Here is a 14,141-nt window from a genome sequence, read left to right on the forward strand (position 1 = left end):
GACGGCTGAGGGTGACCAGAATGGGCGCGTCGCGGCAGACGTCTGGAACGGAGCCTGAACGTCCGGGCGGCGGCGCCGGTGTGGCGGACGGCGTGGACGGGGTGAGCGTCGAAGGCGTGCGGGTCCACGCCTTCTCCGTGCCGACCGACGGCCCGGACGGCGCCGAGGAGGACGGCACGCTGCGCTGGGAGGCGACGACCGCGATCGTCGTCGAGGTGCTGGCCGGCGGCCGCACCGGAGTGGGCTACACCTACGGAGACGTCTCGACCGCCGGGTTCGTCGCCTCGCAGCTCGCCCCGCTGGTGACCGGCGGCGACGCGCTGGCGCCCGCCGCCCTGTGGCACCGGATGTTCGCCGCCGTCCGCAACGCGGGGCGGCCAGGGGTGGGCGCCATGGCGGTCTCGGCCGTCGACATCGCCCTGTGGGACCTCAAGGCCAGGCTGCTCGGCCTGCCCCTCTACCGCCTGCTGCCCGCCGTGCACGACCAGGTCCCCGTCTACGGCAGCGGCGGTTTCACCAACTATCCGCACAGCCGGCTGGCCGGCCAGCTCGCGGGCTGGGTCGAGCAGGGCATTCCACGCGTGAAGATCAAGACGTCCCGTCACCCCGGGCAGGACGCCGCGCGGCTGTCGGCGGCCCGCGAGGCCATCGGGCCAGACACCGAGCTGTTCGCCGACGCCAACGGTGCCCTCAGCCGTAAGGAAGCGCTCTACTGGGCGCGCCGGATGGCCGGGGAGTGGGACGTGCGGTGGCTGGAGGAGCCGGTCTCCTCGGACGACACCGCGGGGCTGCGGCTGCTGCGCGACCAGGGCCCAGGGCGGCTGGAGATCGCCGCGGGGGAGTACGGCTTCGTCCTGGGGGACTTCGCCGCCCTGCTTGAGGCGGGTGCGGTGGACTGCCTCCAGGCGGACGTGACGCGCTGCGGCGGGATCACCGGGCTGCTCCAGGTCGCGGGGCTGGCCGCCGCGCACCGCGTGGATTTGTCGGCGCACTGCGCGCCCGCTGCCTCCGCGCACGCCTTCTGCGCCGTGGAGAGGCTGCGCCATCTGGAGTACTTCCACGACCACGTACGAGTCGAAGAGCGCCTGTTCGATGGCGTGCTGAGGCCGGTCGGCGGAGCGCTGCGGCCCGCACACGACCGTCCAGGGCTGGGCCTCCAGGTGCGGTGGGCGGACGCCGAGCCCTACCGGGTGCACGGTCACCGCCCCGGCTGACGGCACCGCTGCGTCCCGTCGCGCCGCAGCGGTGCACCGGCACACACCCGTAGCAGTACCGACGATTTTCACGATGGAAGGCGACCCGACATGGCCAAGACCTCCTCCGACCGCAGCGAGCAGATCCCCGCCAAGACCTCACCCACGGTCCCGGGGCCGCCGCGTGCCCGGCAGGTGATCGCCGTCGGGAAGCTGGCCAAGGCGCTCAAAGACGCCGTCGAGGGCGAGGTGCGCTTCGACACCGCCTCCAAGGCGCTCTACGCGCACGACGCCTCGAACTTCCGTCAGGTCCCCATCGGAGTCGTCGTCCCCAAGACCCTCGACGACGTGGTCGCCGTCCACCGGATCTGCCACGAGTACCAGGCGCCCGTCCTCAACCGCGGGGGCGGCACCAGCCTGTCGGGTGAGACCGTCAACTACGCCGTCGTCATCGACCACTCCAAGTACCTCACCCACATCGGGGAGGTCGACGGCGACAACCGGCGCGTCACCGTGCAGACCGGCGTCATCAACGAAGAGCTCAACCGCCACACCGGCGCCTCGCACAACCTCGTCTTCGGCCCCGACCCCTCCACCCACTCCCGCTGCGCCATCGGCGGCAACCTCGGCAACAACTCCTGCGGCACCCACTCGGTGCAGGCCCAGCTGTACGGGCCGGGACCGCGCACCTCCGACAACGTGCACGCGCTGGAGATCGTCACCCCCAAGGGCGACCGCTTCTGGGTCGGCGTCGACGAGGAGAAGGACCTGGAGGCGATCATCGCCGAGGGCGGTCCGAAGGGGGAGATCTACGCGCGCCTGCGCGACCTGCGCGACCGCTGGGCCGACGCCATCAGGTCCGGCTACCCCTCGATCGCCGAGATGCCGCGCCGCGTGTCCGGCTACAACCTGGACGAACTGCTGCCCGAGAACGGCTTCAACGTCGCCCGCGCGTTCGTGGGCACCGAGTCCACCTGCGCGACCGTTCTCCAGGCGCAGGTGCTGCTCACCCCGGCGCTGCTGGAGCGCACGCTGGTCGTCGTCGAGTACGACCACCTGGTCGACGCCGCCAGGGACGCCGACATCTGCTGCCGCACCTTCCGGCCCATCGGCCTCGAGGCCCTGGACGAACAGCTCATCCAGGACCAGAAGCTCCAGCACATGAACCTCGCCTCCATCGAGCAGCTGCCCCGGCAGGGCGGCGCGGCGTGGCTGCTCGTCCAGTTCGGCGCCGACACCAAGGACGAGGCCAGGGAGCAGTCCGAGCGCTTCGCGCAGTGGCTGACCCAGGAGCGCGGCTACTCACCAGACCGCATCACCACCAGCGACCAGGACGCCGAGACGGCGAAGGAACTGTGGACCGTCCGGGAGGGCGGCCTCGGCGCCACCGCCTTCCCGCCCGACGGCGACCACTGGCCCGGCTGGGAGGACTCCGCCGTACCCCCCGACAAGCTGGCCGACTACCTGCCCGCACTGCGTGAGCTGATGGACAAACACGGGCTGCGCGGCGCCATGTACGGGCACTTCGCGCAGGGCTGCGTCCACTCGCGCATCAGCTTCGACCTGCGTACCGCCGACGGGCTGGCCACCTACCGCGCCTTCATGGAGGAGGCCGCCGACCTGGTCAGCTCCTTCGGCGGCTGCCTCTCCGGAGAGCACGGCGACGGCCAGCAGCGCGGCGAGCTGCTGGAGCGCCAGTACGGCAGCGACCTCGTCCAGGCCATGCGCGAGTTCAAACAGATCTGGGACCCCGAGGCCAGGATGAACCCCGGCAAGGTCGTCGACCCCTACCGGCTGGACGAGGACCTGAAACTCGGCGCCGACTTCAACCCGCCGCACCCCGACGTGAAGTTCGCCTACGCCGAGGACAACGGAAACTTCGTCCACGCCAGCATGCGCTGCGTGGGCATCGGCGTCTGCCGTGTCCCCGAGCCGGACCAGACGATGTGCCCCAGCTACCAGGTCACCCGGGAGGAGAAGCACACCACGCGCGGCCGCGCGCGGCTGCTGCACGAGATGCTGCGCGGCGAGACCGTCAAGGACGGCTGGCAGTCCAAGGAGGTCGCCGACGCGCTCGACCTCTGCCTGGCCTGCAAGGGCTGCACCAACGACTGCCCCGTCAACGTGGACATGCCCACCTACAAGGCCGAGTTCCTCCACCACCACTACAAGTCGGTCCGCAGGTGGCGGCCCCGCAGCGCCTACGCCTTCGGCTTCATCGACCAGGCGGCGCGCCTCGCCTCCCGCATGCCGGAACTGGCCAACCTTCTCACCCAGGTACCGGGGCTCGCGCACCTGGCCAAGTTCGCCGCGGGCATCGACCGGCGCAGGCCGCTGCCCGCCTTCGCGCCGATGACCCTCCAGCAGTGGTTCCGCGAACGCGGCGGCACCGCCAACCCCGGCGGCCGTCCCGTCGTCCTCTTCCCCGACACCTTCAACAACTACTTCGACACCGACGTCGGCGTCGCCTGCGTCGAAGCCATCGAGGCCGCGGGCTGGGCCGTCATCATGCCCGAAGCGCACGTGTGCTGCGGGCGCCCGCTCTACGACTTCGGCTTCCTGGACACCGCCGAGCGCTACCTGCGCACCGTATTGGACGTACTGCGGCCCCACGTGCGCGCCGACACCCCCGTCGTCGGCATGGAACCCAGCTGCCTGGCCGTCTTCAAGGACGAGCTGACCAAGCTCCTCCCGCACGACAACGACGCCCGGCGCCTGAGGCGCAACGTGCACCACTTCGCCGAGTTCTTCGACACCTACGACATCACCCCGCCCCGGCTGGACGGCGCCGGCGACGCGCTGCTGTGGGGCCACTGCCACCAGCGTGCCACCGGCGGCACCGAGGCCGACCAGAAGCTGCTGGACAAGCTCGGCGTGAGCGCCGAGAACCTGACCGGAGGCTGCTGCGGCCTGGCCGGCTCCTGGGGCTTCGAACAGGGCAGGTACGACATCTCCATGGACTGCGGCGAACAGGCCCTGCTGCCCGCCGTCCGCGACGCCGCCCCCGCGACCGACATCGTGGCCAACGGCTTCTCCTGCAAGACCCAGATGGACCACGCGGGCACCGGCAAGCGCTCGGTGCACCTGGCCGAACTGGTCCGCCGCGCGTACCAGGGCTCCCGCGACGACGACGGGGATCACCCGCGCAAGCCCGTACCGGCGTGGCACCGGCGCGCCGCCCGGCTGGCCGCACCGGCCGCCGCCGTGGCCACAGCGGTGGCCGCCGCTGTGACCGTAGCGCGCGGCGCGCGCAGCGCGTCATGAGGAGGCAGTGCGCGTCATGAGGCAGCTCGTCAGAGGCAGCTCGTCATGAGGCAGCGCTCGTCATGAGGAGAGAGCGCTCGTCATGAGGAGGCAGCCATGAAAGGGCGGCCGGGCCAGGGCAGGGGAGCCGGGGCCCGGCCGCGACGTGGGACCGCCGGGTGCGGGGTCAGTCGGAGGAGAGGACCTCCACCAGCCGGCCCACCTCCGGGTGCGGCAGGGAGCGGGCGACGTCGGCCACCGCGACCATGCCGACGAGCTGGTCGCCGTCGATCACCGGCAGGCGCCGCACCTGGTGCCGCGACATGGTCTCCAGCACCTCCTCGGCACTGTCGTCGGCGCCGATGGTCACGGCCTCCTGCTGGTTGAGGCTTCCGGCGGGGAAGGCGGCCGGGTCCCGGCCAGGGCCGAGCACCTTGACCACCAGATCGCGGTCGGTGACGACGCCTTTGAGCTTGTCGTCCTTCCCGCAGATGGGCAGCGCGCCCACACCCAGTTCGGTCATCAGTGTGGCCGCGTCCGCCGCCGTCTGGTCGCTGTGCACACAGTCGGCGCCCGGGCTCATGATCTCGCGTGCGGTCGTCATCTCGACTCCTTACCGTTCACCGTCTTGCAGACTGCCAGGTGGGCCCCTGCCGGGTTGCCGACGCGGTGGACGCCGAAACGAGGTGCCCACCAGAGCTGACGGAGTGGTGCGGGCCCCGGACCGTTTGTGTCCGGGCAGGCGTGGCAACCGGAGCGGTATGTCGTCTGATGCGCCCTCGTCCGAAACCGAGAGCTACGAGACTCTCGAACGCCCCCGCGCCGTCCGTGCCGCCGAGAGCGGACTGGCGAAGCTGCCGCTCGCCGGACCGCTCGACCGGCTCGGCACACTGCGCGCCCTCGACACGGCGGTCAGCCCGCTGCAGAACGCCGTGCGGAAGCTTCCCCTCGGCGGCCTGCGCGACGTGCTACACGGCCGGTGGCTGGGCCACCCCCTCCACCCGGCACTCGTGCAGCTGCCCATCGGCGCCTGGATGTCCGCCGGGGTGCTGGACATGCTGCCCGGCACCCGGCGGGCCAGCCGGGTGCTGATCGGCACCGGCATCCTGGCCTCGATCCCGGCCGCGCTCAGCGGTTCCGTGGACTGGGCCGAGCTGCACAAACCGCAGCTGCGCACCGGCCTCGTCCACGGCGCCGCCAACACCGTGGCGCTGGGCCTGTACACGGCCTCGCTGGCCGCCCGCGCCCGCGGCCGGGAGTACCGGGGACGGATGCTCGGGTTCGCCGGGCTGACGGTCGCCGGGGCGGGCGCGATGGTCGGCGGCCACCTGGCCTACCGTCAGGCCGTGGGGCCGAACAAGGCCGAACCGGTCCAGCACCTGGTCGGCAAGGGCTGGCACCCGGTGGGCAAGGCCGACAGCTTCCCGGTGGGCCAGGCCTCGAACGCCACGCTGGGCGAGGTGGCGCTGCTGGTCTACCGCGAACCCTCCGGGGAGACGCGGGTGCTGGCCGACAGGTGCAGCCACCAGTCCGGGCCGCTGTCCCAGGGGACGGTCGCCGACGGGTGCGTGACGTGCCCGTGGCACGGCAGCACCTTCCGGCTGACGGACGGCTGGAACGTCGGCGGCCCGGCGACCGCACCCCAGCCGTGCTTCGAGTCGCGGGTGCGGGAGGGCTTCTTGGAGGTCCGCCTCCCGGACGCGGCGCCCGACGAGGACTGAAACGGGCCGCGCCCGCCCGCCCCGGGCCGTTGCCATGAGGCATCGGCGGTTACTTCGCGAACCTCCCGTTTGGGCAAAAGGCGCTCCGGTTACCCCTGCGGTGGCCCGTCCACTCGCTCCAGGAGGTCCCCATGCCCGGCCCGACGCACGACGACCAGCACGACGGGGAGCCCTTCATCCCCGGCCGCCCCGGGCCGAAGCCGCCCCCGCTGGAGGAGCCGACCGAGCCGCGCGAGCCGCTGCCGCCCAAGAAGGACCAGTCGGGCCCCGAGGTCTACACCGCCACCGGCGAGCACCTCGACGCCGACCCCACGGTGCGGGCGCAGAAGGGCAGCAGGCTCACCAACGCGCAGGGCATCCGGCTCTACGACACCGACCACTCCCTTAAGGCGGGGGAGCGGGGCCCCGTCCTGCTCCAGGACCACCACCTGCGGGAGAAGATTACCCATTTCGACCACGAGCGCATCCCCGAACGCGTCGTGCACGCGCGGGGCGCCGCGGCCCACGGTGTCTTCCGCGGCTACGGCACCGCCTCGCAGGTCTGCAAGGCGGCCTTTCTCGGCAAGGACGTCGAGACGCCCGTCTTCGTACGCTTCTCCACGGTGCTGGGGAACCGGGGCTCGGCCGACACGGTGCGCGACACCCGGGGCTTCGCCACGAAGTTCTACACCTCTGAGGGCGTCTTCGACCTGGTCGGCAACAACATCCCGGTCTTCTTCATCCAGGACGCCATCAAGTTCCCCGACGTGGTGCACGCCGCCAAACCGCACCCCGACCGGGAGATCCCGCAGGCCCAGAGCGCCCACGACACCTTCTGGGACTTCGTCTCCCTGCACACGGAGGCCACCCACCACACCCTGTGGAACATGTCCGACCGGGGTATTCCGCGCTCCTACCGGACGATGGAGGGTTTCGGCGTCCACACCTTCCGGCTGGTCGACGCGGAGGGCGGCACCACGCTGGTGAAGTTCCACTGGAAGCCCAAGCTCGGGGTGCACTCGATGATGTGGGAGGAGGCCCAGATCACCAACGGTGTGGACCCCGACTTCCACCGCCGTGACCTGGCCGACGCCATCGAGGCGGGCGCCTTCCCCGAGTGGGAGCTGGGCATCCAGACCTTCCCCGACACCCCCGAGCAGACCTTCCAGGGCATCGACCTGCTCGACCCGACAAAGATCGTGCCGGAGGAGTGGGCACCCGTGCAGCCGATCGGGCTGCTGGCCCTCACCGCGAACCCGTCGAACTTCTTCGCGGAGACCGAGCAGGTCGCCTTCCACCCGGGACACCTGGTGCCGGGCGTCGACATCACCGACGACCCGCTGCTGGCAGGGCGCCTCTTCTCCTACATCGACACCCAGATCACCCGGCTTGGCGGCCCCAACTTCGCGCAGATCCCCGTCAACAGGACACACGCCCCCGTCAACGACATGCTGCGGGACGGTCTGCACCAGAGCGCCGTGCACAGCGGGGTGGCGCCCTACCAGCCCAATTCCCTCGACGGCGGCTGCCCGTTCTTCGCGGGCGCCGGTGAGGGCGCGTACGTGGAGACGCCGGTCACCGTGGAGCGGGCCTCGAAGGTGAGGGAGTCGCCCGCCTCCTTCGCCGACCACACCAGTCACCCGCGGCGCTTCTACCTCAGCCTCAGCGCGGTGGAGCGCGAACACGTCATCGCCGCCTACACGTTCGAACTGAGCAAGTGCTACGAGGACGCCGTCAAGCAGCGCAACCTGCGCGTACTGGCCGACATCGACCCCGGCCTGTGCGCCGGCGTCGCTGCGGGGCTCGGCCTTCCCGCGCCCGAGCCCTCGGCGCCCCTCGCCGACGTCGAGCCCAGCCCGGCGCTCTCCCAGCTCGGCCACACCTGGCCGACGGACGGCCGGATCATCGGCATCATCGCCGACGAGAACAGCGATCTGGCGGCCCTGAGCAGCCTCCGCTCCACCGTGCTCGACAGTGGCATGGTGCCGCTCGTCATCGCTCCGCACGGCGGCGAACTGACGGGCAGCGGTGGCCCCATCGTCGCCCAGCGGACCTTCGCCAACGCCCGCTCCATCGAGTTCGACGCGGTGCTGATCGCCGGGGCGCCCGGCATGGGCGCCGACGCCTACGGCGCGCGGGACGTGAAGGCCGCGCAGAGCACGGGCGGCGGCAACGTCGACCCCCGCGTCCTGCTGCTGGTCTCCGAGGCCTACCGGCACGCCAAGGCGCTCGGCGCCTGGGGCGGCGGCGCGGACGTGCTGGCCGCCGCCGGATGTCCGCAAAGCGGAGCGGGCATCGTGGTGGCCGACGATCCGCAGGCCGTGCTCGCGCAGGTGACCGAGTTGCTGGGAGCGCACCGCGTCTGGGACCGCTTCCCGCCCGGCAACACGGTCGGCTCCTGACCCTGCGCCCCTCCCCGGTGCGTCACCGGCCTGGCCGGTGACGCCCCGACGACGGTGACCCCACCGTCCACGGCCCGTGGCGGGCGGCGCCGACGACCGCGTCGGTGCCGCCCGCCACGTGCCGTCACCCACCCGCCGCATCTGGAGGAACACCATGAGCCCCGAGGCCACCGGCAGTGAACCGACCGGCAACGAACCGACCGGCGGGCACCCCGCGGACAAGCACCCCAAGCCGGAGTATCCGCAGCAGGACCAGCGGCATCCCGGTGACACGGAGGAGATGGAGCCCCGCCCCGACCACGGCGAGCGCACCTACCGGGGCAGCGGTCGGCTGGCCGGCCGGCGTGCCCTGATCACCGGTGGCGACTCCGGCATCGGGCGCGCCGTCGCCCTCGCGTTCGCCCGCGAGGGCGCCGACGTGGCCTTCAGCCACCTGCCCGAGGAGGAGAACGAGGCGCGGGAGACCACGCGGCTGGTGGAGGACGCGGGCCGCCGCGCGGTCGCCGTCGCCTGCGACATCCGGGAGGAGGCCGAGTGCCGCCGCCTCGTGGAGCGGGCGGCGGCCGACCTCGGGCGGATCGACGTGCTCGTCAACAACGCGGCCTTCCAGATGGCACAGTCCGAGGGCATCGACGGCATCTCCACCGAGCAGTTCGACCGGGTGATGCGCACCAACCTCTACGGAATGTTCTTCATCACGAAGCTGGCGCTCGCGCACATCCCGCAGGGCGGCTGCATCATCAACACCACCTCGGTCCAGGCCTACCAGCCCAAGCCGCACCTGCTCGACTACGCCATGACCAAGGGTGCCATCGTCACCTTCACCCAGGGCCTGGCCCAGAACCTCGCCGAGCGCGGCATCCGCGTCAACGCCGTCGCGCCGGGGCCCGTGTGGACGCCGCTGATCCCCTCGACGCTCCCGGACACCAGCCAGTTCGGCGCCAAGAGCCTGCTCCAGCGGCCCGCCCAGCCGGCCGAGATGGCGCCGGGCTACGTCTACCTCGCCTCAGAGGACGCCAGCTACGTGACCGCCGAGATCCTCAACGCCACCGGCGGCACCCCGCTGCCCTGAGCCGGCGAGGACCGCTCCGTGCGCGGACCGGGCGGGCTCACTCGTGCGGTGAGCGACGCCGCCCAGCCGCGTCGCAGCCGGCGGAGGCGTCCGTGTCCGCGGGCGTCCTCTCCGCCCCTGGACGGGAGCGGCGGCGGTGGCTGGTGTCGCACCAGGGGTAGGTGCGGCTGCGGCGGCAGGTGCACAGCGCCACCATGAAACGGTCGGATGTGACCGTGCGCCCGTCGTCGAGGGTCACCTCGAGCGGGCCCTCGACCAGGACGGGGCCGCCCTGTTCGAGGGTCACGCGTCGTACGGGCCGCGCCTCACGGCTGTCGGGAGGCGGACCGCTCTTCCGGTTCGGGGCGTTCTCGTGCGGGGACGAGGTCGGCACGGATGACCACCAGTTCCTCGTGTCGCTGTCCGGGGGAGATCAGTTCCTGCTGTTCCAGCCACCGCGCGCGGGCGCGCAGTACCGGGCCGAAGGGCTGGGTGCGGCGCGCGGTCACCGCCGCGTCGAGACCGGAGCCGCGCAGCATCTCCAGCGTCCGGTCGGGCCCGCACAGTTGCGAGTGGACCATCAGCAGCACGCCGTTGTCCGCGAGCAGCCGCGGTGCCGCCTCGCACAGGCGGTCCACGAACCTGCGCCCGTCGCGTCCCGCGTTCCAGGCGCGCGCACGTCGCCCGGAGTCCTGGCCCGACCCCGCGTACGGCACGTACGGCGGGTTCGCCGTCACGATGTCGAAGCGTCCTGTGGCGCGGTCCAGGAAGTCACCGCGGTGCGCGCGGACGGGCAGGCCCCGCAGCCGGGCGTTCCAGGCGGCGGCCAGGGCGGCGCGCGCCGAGATGTCCACGGCGTGCACCTCGCGGACGCCCAGGCGCGCGCCCGCGAGCGCGACCACGCCCGTGCCCGTGCACACGTCCAGCATCCGCGCGCCCCGGGGGAGGGGCACCCCCGCAAGGGCTTCGAGCAACAGTTCGGAATCGCCCTGCGGGGCATACACCCCAGGCGGTCTCAGGAGCCACACGCATCACCAAGTACCAGGAAGAATCCTCTTCAAACGTCGGCCGCACTCGACGAACTCGCCCGTCTCCGCGGCGCGCCACACCTGTGACAACAGAGCGCGCAAATCTGAAAAAACGGTGCAAATATGGACGCCGGTGTGCGCGCACGCGCACCGATGCGGCGACCGGGAGGCACGGCAGTGGACGGTCCGGCTCGGGCGGAGCCCGACAGGCGGTCGGCGGGAGCGGCGTTCGCACAGGTCCGCGCGGTCGCGGACGCCATCTGTTACGAGGGCTACCTGCTCTACCCCTACCGCCGCTCCTCGCCCAAGAACCGGGTGCGCTGGCAGTTCGGCATCCTCGCGCCGCGCGCCTGGGTGGAGGCCGACGGGCCCGTGCCGCCGAGCGTCGCCGGAGCCGCCGAGTCCTGGCGCCAGCACACCGCATGCCTGGTGGAGGCCGACCCCGGCGCGCTGCTGCGCGTCCGGGTGCGGTACCTCCAGGTACAGGGCAAGCGCGTCGAGCGCCGGGTCAGGACGCGGGGCGGGGGTGGGGAGGACGCCTGGGAGGCCGTCGAGTCAGCCGACCTCGGCGGGGAGCTCCACCTGTCCTTCGACGAGGCGGTGGAGCACGAGACCGACATCGAGGTCGAGCTGGCCGACCTCATCGCGGGAGAGCGGACGTTCCCCGTCGGCGCGCCCGGCGGTACAAAGACCACCGAACCGGCAGGCGCGGGCGCCCTGGCAGGTGCGGACGGCGAAGCGCTCCGCGTCGTGAGGTACCGCCGCCCGCTCGCGGCCCGCACCACGCTGTCGGCGCACCCACTGGCCGACCGCCCCGGAGCGCACCGCCTGAGCGTCCGCACGGAGAACACCGACGACACCGTCCCCGCCGGCACGCCCCGCGACGAGGCGCTGCGGCACTCCCTGATCGCGACCCACACCCTGCTGGGCGGGGAGGGCGTCGCGTACGTCTCCCTCATCGACCCGCCCGCCTGGGCCGCGGCGCACACGGACACGTGCCGCAACCTGCACACCTTCCCCGTCCTGGCCGGAGAGGAGGGCACGCGGCGGATGATGCTCTCCTCGCCCATCCTCCTCTCCGACCACCCGCAGGTCGCTCCGGAGAGCCCCGGCGACCTGCACGACGCCGCCGAGATCGACGAGATCCTCTCCCTGCGCACGTTCCTGCTGACCGACGAGGAGAAGCGGGAGGCCCGGGCCACCGACGCGCGCGCGGCCGCCATCCTCGACCAGGTCGAGAACATGCCCCGGGAGGTCTTCGCGCGTCTGCACGGCGCGATCCGCTCGCTGGAGCCCGCGGGGGACTCCTCCGCCCGGACCTCGGCAGCGACGACGCCGGCCGCCGCCGAGCCGCCGCCAGACGGCAACGGACCGGGGCCGGCGCGCGCGACCACGCCCTGGTGGCAGGAGGGCGGCGACGAGGGGATCTCACCGTCGACGGACAGCGTGCTGGTCGCGGGCGTACCGGTGCGGCGCGGGCACCGGGTGGTGCTGCGGCCGCGGGCCCGGGGCGCGGACGCGCACGACATCTTCCTCGCCGGCCGCACCGCGCAGATCGCGGGCGTCTTCCACGACGTGGACGGCAGCGTGCACCTGGCCGTCACCCTCGACGACGACCCGGCGGCCGAGGTGAACGCCTGGTACGGCCGCTACTTCTACTTCCGTACCGACGAGGTCCATCCGCTGGACGCCGACGCCTCCGCGCCCGACGCCGACGCCTCCGCGTCCGACGCCGACGCCTCCGCGCCCGACGCCGGTGCTCGTCGCGGCCCCGACGAGAAGAGGTCCGATGGACGCCATCGAACTGTTGAAGCATGACCATCGGATGGTCGAGCAGCTCTTCCGCGACTACCGCGCGGCCGCCTCGGCCCGCCAACGCCGCGCCGTGGTCGAGACACTCGTCCGCGAGCTGTCCAAGCACGCCGCACTCGAGGAGCTGATGGTCTATCCGCTGGCCAAGAAGGTGCTGGCGGACGGGCAGCAGGAGATCGACGAGCACCTGGCCGAGCACATGGGCGTCAAGAAGACGCTTCTCGCGCTGGACAAGCTCCCCTCCGGAGGGAGCGGCAGCACCTACCCGGACGGGTTCGAGGGCGGCGAGGGCGACGCGCAGGTCATGGAGCGGACGACCGCGCTGATGACCGAGCTCCAGCAGGAGATCGAGGAGCACGTGGCCGAGGAGGAGGGCCGCATGTTGCCCAGGCTGCGCGCGGCCCTCGACCAGCAGGCCCTCGACGAGTTGGGCCGCGAGCTGGAGAAGGCCAAGCAGACCGCCCCCACCAGGCCGCATCCCGGCGCCCCTGACCAGCCACCGGGGCTGGCGATGGCGGCTCCGGTCGCGGCTGTCTACGACCGACTGCGTGACCGGCTGCAAGGGAGGCCCAGAACATGACGATCGACAGCGGCACGGCCCGCAGGAGCGAGCACCCGACCGGGGCCGACCGGCGGCAGGGCATCGAGGAGATCGACATCCTGTGGATCTCCGAGGGCATGAGCTGCGACGGGGACACCGTCTCGATGACGGCCTCGGGGCAGCCCGCCATCGAGGACGTCGTACTGGGCCTCGTCCCCGGCCTGCCGAAGGTCAATCTGTACAACAAGGTGCTCTCGCCCACCCTCGGCGGCGAGGACTTCCTCGCTCCGTTCCGGGCGGCGGCCAAGGGCGAGTCGCCGCGCCCGTTCATCCTGGTCATCGAGGGCTCGGTCCCCAACCAGAACATCATCGAGGGCGACGGCTACTGGACCTCCTTCGGCAACGACGAGGAGACCGGCGAGCCCCTCACCCTCAACTGGTGGCTCGACCGCCTCGCGCCGCGGGCCTGGGCGGTGGTCGCGGCGGGCACCTGCGCCACGTACGGCGGTATCCACGCGATGGCGGGCAACCCGACCGGGTGCATGGGGCTCGCGGACTACCTCGGCTGGGACTTCAGGTCCGAGGGTGCGCTGCCGATCGTGAACGTGCCCGGCTGCCCGATCCAGCCGGAGAACTTCATGGAGACCCTCACCTGGGTGCTCTATCACGCGGCCGGCGCTGCCCCGCCCCCGCCGCTGGACCACATGCTGCGGCCCCAGTGGCTGTTCGGGAAGACCGTGCACGAGGGCTGCGACCGTGCGGCGTACTACGAGCAGGGCGACTTCTCCAAGGACTACAACTCGCCCAAGTGCCAGGTGAAGATCGGCTGCTGGGGCCCGGTCGTCAACTGCAACGTGCCCAAGCGCGGCTGGATGTCGGCGGTGGGCGGCTGCCCGAACGTGGGCGGCATCTGCATCGGGTGCACCATGCCGGGCTTTCCCGACGCGTTCATGCCGTTCATGGACGAGCCGACAGGCGGCAGCCTCTCCTCGATCCTCATCAAGCCGTACGGAGCCTTCATCCGCCGGATGCGCGGCCTGACCAACATCGCGGTCAACCAGGAGCCCAAGTGGCACCACAACGGCCCCGAGCTGACCAGCGGCTACGACCCGCACTGGCGCGCCTGAGCGATCACCACCGCGTGACCCCCCCTCACGACCAGCACCGCCCA

11 protein-coding genes are annotated in these 14,141 nt (G+C 72.1%); 8 read left to right on the top strand and 3 right to left on the bottom strand.

Features of this window, described 5'->3' with window-relative positions; genetic code table 11:
* Positions 1 to 20: 20 nt before the first annotated feature.
* On the top strand, positions 21 to 1,214 hold the full coding sequence (locus tag MMF93_RS28000; RefSeq protein ID WP_423835639.1) for an enolase C-terminal domain-like protein: 1,194 nt from the start codon (positions 21 to 23) through the stop codon (positions 1,212 to 1,214).
* A gap of 90 nt (positions 1,215 to 1,304) precedes the next feature.
* Complete coding sequence (locus MMF93_RS28005) at positions 1,305 to 4,457, top strand: FAD-binding and (Fe-S)-binding domain-containing protein (RefSeq protein WP_242755809.1); 3,153 nt, start codon at positions 1,305 to 1,307, stop codon at positions 4,455 to 4,457.
* Positions 4,458 to 4,623: 166 nt separating this feature from the next.
* On the opposite strand, the gene MMF93_RS28010 is transcribed toward MMF93_RS28005, so the two are convergent.
* Positions 4,624 to 5,040 (bottom strand): CBS domain-containing protein, encoded by a 417-nt coding sequence (locus MMF93_RS28010; RefSeq protein ID WP_242755810.1) that lies wholly within the window; start codon positions 5,038 to 5,040, stop codon positions 4,624 to 4,626.
* Between the two features lie 157 nt (positions 5,041 to 5,197).
* On the opposite strand from MMF93_RS28010, the gene MMF93_RS28015 reads away from it, so the two are divergent.
* The 3 genes from MMF93_RS28015 (at position 5,198) to MMF93_RS28025 (ending at position 9,610) form a co-directional block, all read left to right on the top strand.
* Complete coding sequence (locus MMF93_RS28015; RefSeq protein ID WP_242755811.1) at positions 5,198 to 6,157, top strand: Rieske (2Fe-2S) protein; 960 nt, start codon at positions 5,198 to 5,200, stop codon at positions 6,155 to 6,157.
* A gap of 131 nt (positions 6,158 to 6,288) precedes the next feature.
* A complete protein-coding gene (locus MMF93_RS28020; protein ID WP_242755812.1) occupies positions 6,289 to 8,538 on the top strand; it encodes a catalase in 2,250 nt (749 codons plus the stop codon).
* A 154-nt stretch (positions 8,539 to 8,692) separates the two neighbouring features.
* The gene (locus MMF93_RS28025; protein ID WP_242755814.1) at positions 8,693 to 9,610 is read left to right on the top strand and encodes an SDR family oxidoreductase; all 918 of its coding nucleotides are present in this window, start codon (positions 8,693 to 8,695) and stop codon (positions 9,608 to 9,610) included.
* Positions 9,611 to 9,647: 37 nt separating this feature from the next.
* Here the strand turns inward: MMF93_RS28025 and MMF93_RS28030 are convergent, their stop codons facing one another.
* Positions 9,648 to 9,896 (bottom strand): CDGSH iron-sulfur domain-containing protein, encoded by a 249-nt coding sequence (locus MMF93_RS28030; RefSeq protein WP_242755816.1) that lies wholly within the window; start codon positions 9,894 to 9,896, stop codon positions 9,648 to 9,650.
* A gap of 19 nt (positions 9,897 to 9,915) precedes the next feature.
* Positions 9,916 to 10,593, bottom strand: coding sequence for a HemK2/MTQ2 family protein methyltransferase (locus tag MMF93_RS28035; RefSeq protein WP_242755818.1), 678 nt, complete (start codon positions 10,591 to 10,593; stop codon positions 9,916 to 9,918).
* A gap of 177 nt (positions 10,594 to 10,770) precedes the next feature.
* Here MMF93_RS28035 and MMF93_RS28040 point away from each other — a divergent pair, with 177 nt between their 5' ends.
* Genes MMF93_RS28040 through MMF93_RS28050 form a run of 3 tightly spaced genes read left to right on the top strand, consistent with a single transcriptional unit; the run spans position 10,771 to position 14,097 of the window.
* On the top strand, positions 10,771 to 12,435 hold the full coding sequence (locus MMF93_RS28040) for a hypothetical protein (RefSeq protein WP_423835640.1): 1,665 nt from the start codon (positions 10,771 to 10,773) through the stop codon (positions 12,433 to 12,435).
* Positions 12,407 to 13,009, top strand: coding sequence for a hemerythrin domain-containing protein (locus MMF93_RS28045; protein ID WP_242755822.1), 603 nt, complete (start codon positions 12,407 to 12,409; stop codon positions 13,007 to 13,009). The genes MMF93_RS28040 and MMF93_RS28045 overlap by 29 nt, the downstream gene beginning before the upstream one ends.
* The gene (locus tag MMF93_RS28050; RefSeq protein ID WP_242755824.1) at positions 13,006 to 14,097 is read left to right on the top strand and encodes an NADH-quinone oxidoreductase subunit B family protein; all 1,092 of its coding nucleotides are present in this window, start codon (positions 13,006 to 13,008) and stop codon (positions 14,095 to 14,097) included. Before MMF93_RS28045 ends, MMF93_RS28050 begins: the two co-directional genes overlap by 4 nt.
* The last annotated feature ends 44 nt before the right edge of the window (positions 14,098 to 14,141 follow it).

The sequence above is a fragment of the Streptomyces tubbatahanensis genome (assembly GCF_022699385.1).
In the GTDB taxonomy this organism is placed as follows: Bacteria; Actinomycetota; Actinomycetes; order Streptomycetales; family Streptomycetaceae; genus Streptomyces; species Streptomyces diacarni.

Bases quoted from the DNA above. Each gene is read 5' to 3' on its own strand.
- MMF93_RS28025 (WP_242755814.1), top strand. From the start codon at position 8,693: ATGAGCCCCGAGGCCACCGGCAGTGAACCGACCGGCAACGAACCGACC.
- MMF93_RS28005 (WP_242755809.1), top strand. From the start codon at position 1,305: ATGGCCAAGACCTCCTCCGACCGCAGCGAGCAGATCCCCGCCAAGACC.
- MMF93_RS28045 (WP_242755822.1), top strand. From the start codon at position 12,407: ATGGACGCCATCGAACTGTTGAAGCATGACCATCGGATGGTCGAGCAG.
- MMF93_RS28050 (WP_242755824.1), top strand. From the start codon at position 13,006: ATGACGATCGACAGCGGCACGGCCCGCAGGAGCGAGCACCCGACCGGG.
- MMF93_RS28000 (WP_423835639.1), top strand. From the start codon at position 21: ATGGGCGCGTCGCGGCAGACGTCTGGAACGGAGCCTGAACGTCCGGGC.
- MMF93_RS28010 (WP_242755810.1), bottom strand. From the start codon at position 5,040: ATGACGACCGCACGCGAGATCATGAGCCCGGGCGCCGACTGTGTGCAC.
- MMF93_RS28020 (WP_242755812.1), top strand. From the start codon at position 6,289: ATGCCCGGCCCGACGCACGACGACCAGCACGACGGGGAGCCCTTCATC.
- MMF93_RS28015 (WP_242755811.1), top strand. From the start codon at position 5,198: ATGTCGTCTGATGCGCCCTCGTCCGAAACCGAGAGCTACGAGACTCTC.
- MMF93_RS28040 (WP_423835640.1), top strand. From the start codon at position 10,771: ATGCGGCGACCGGGAGGCACGGCAGTGGACGGTCCGGCTCGGGCGGAG.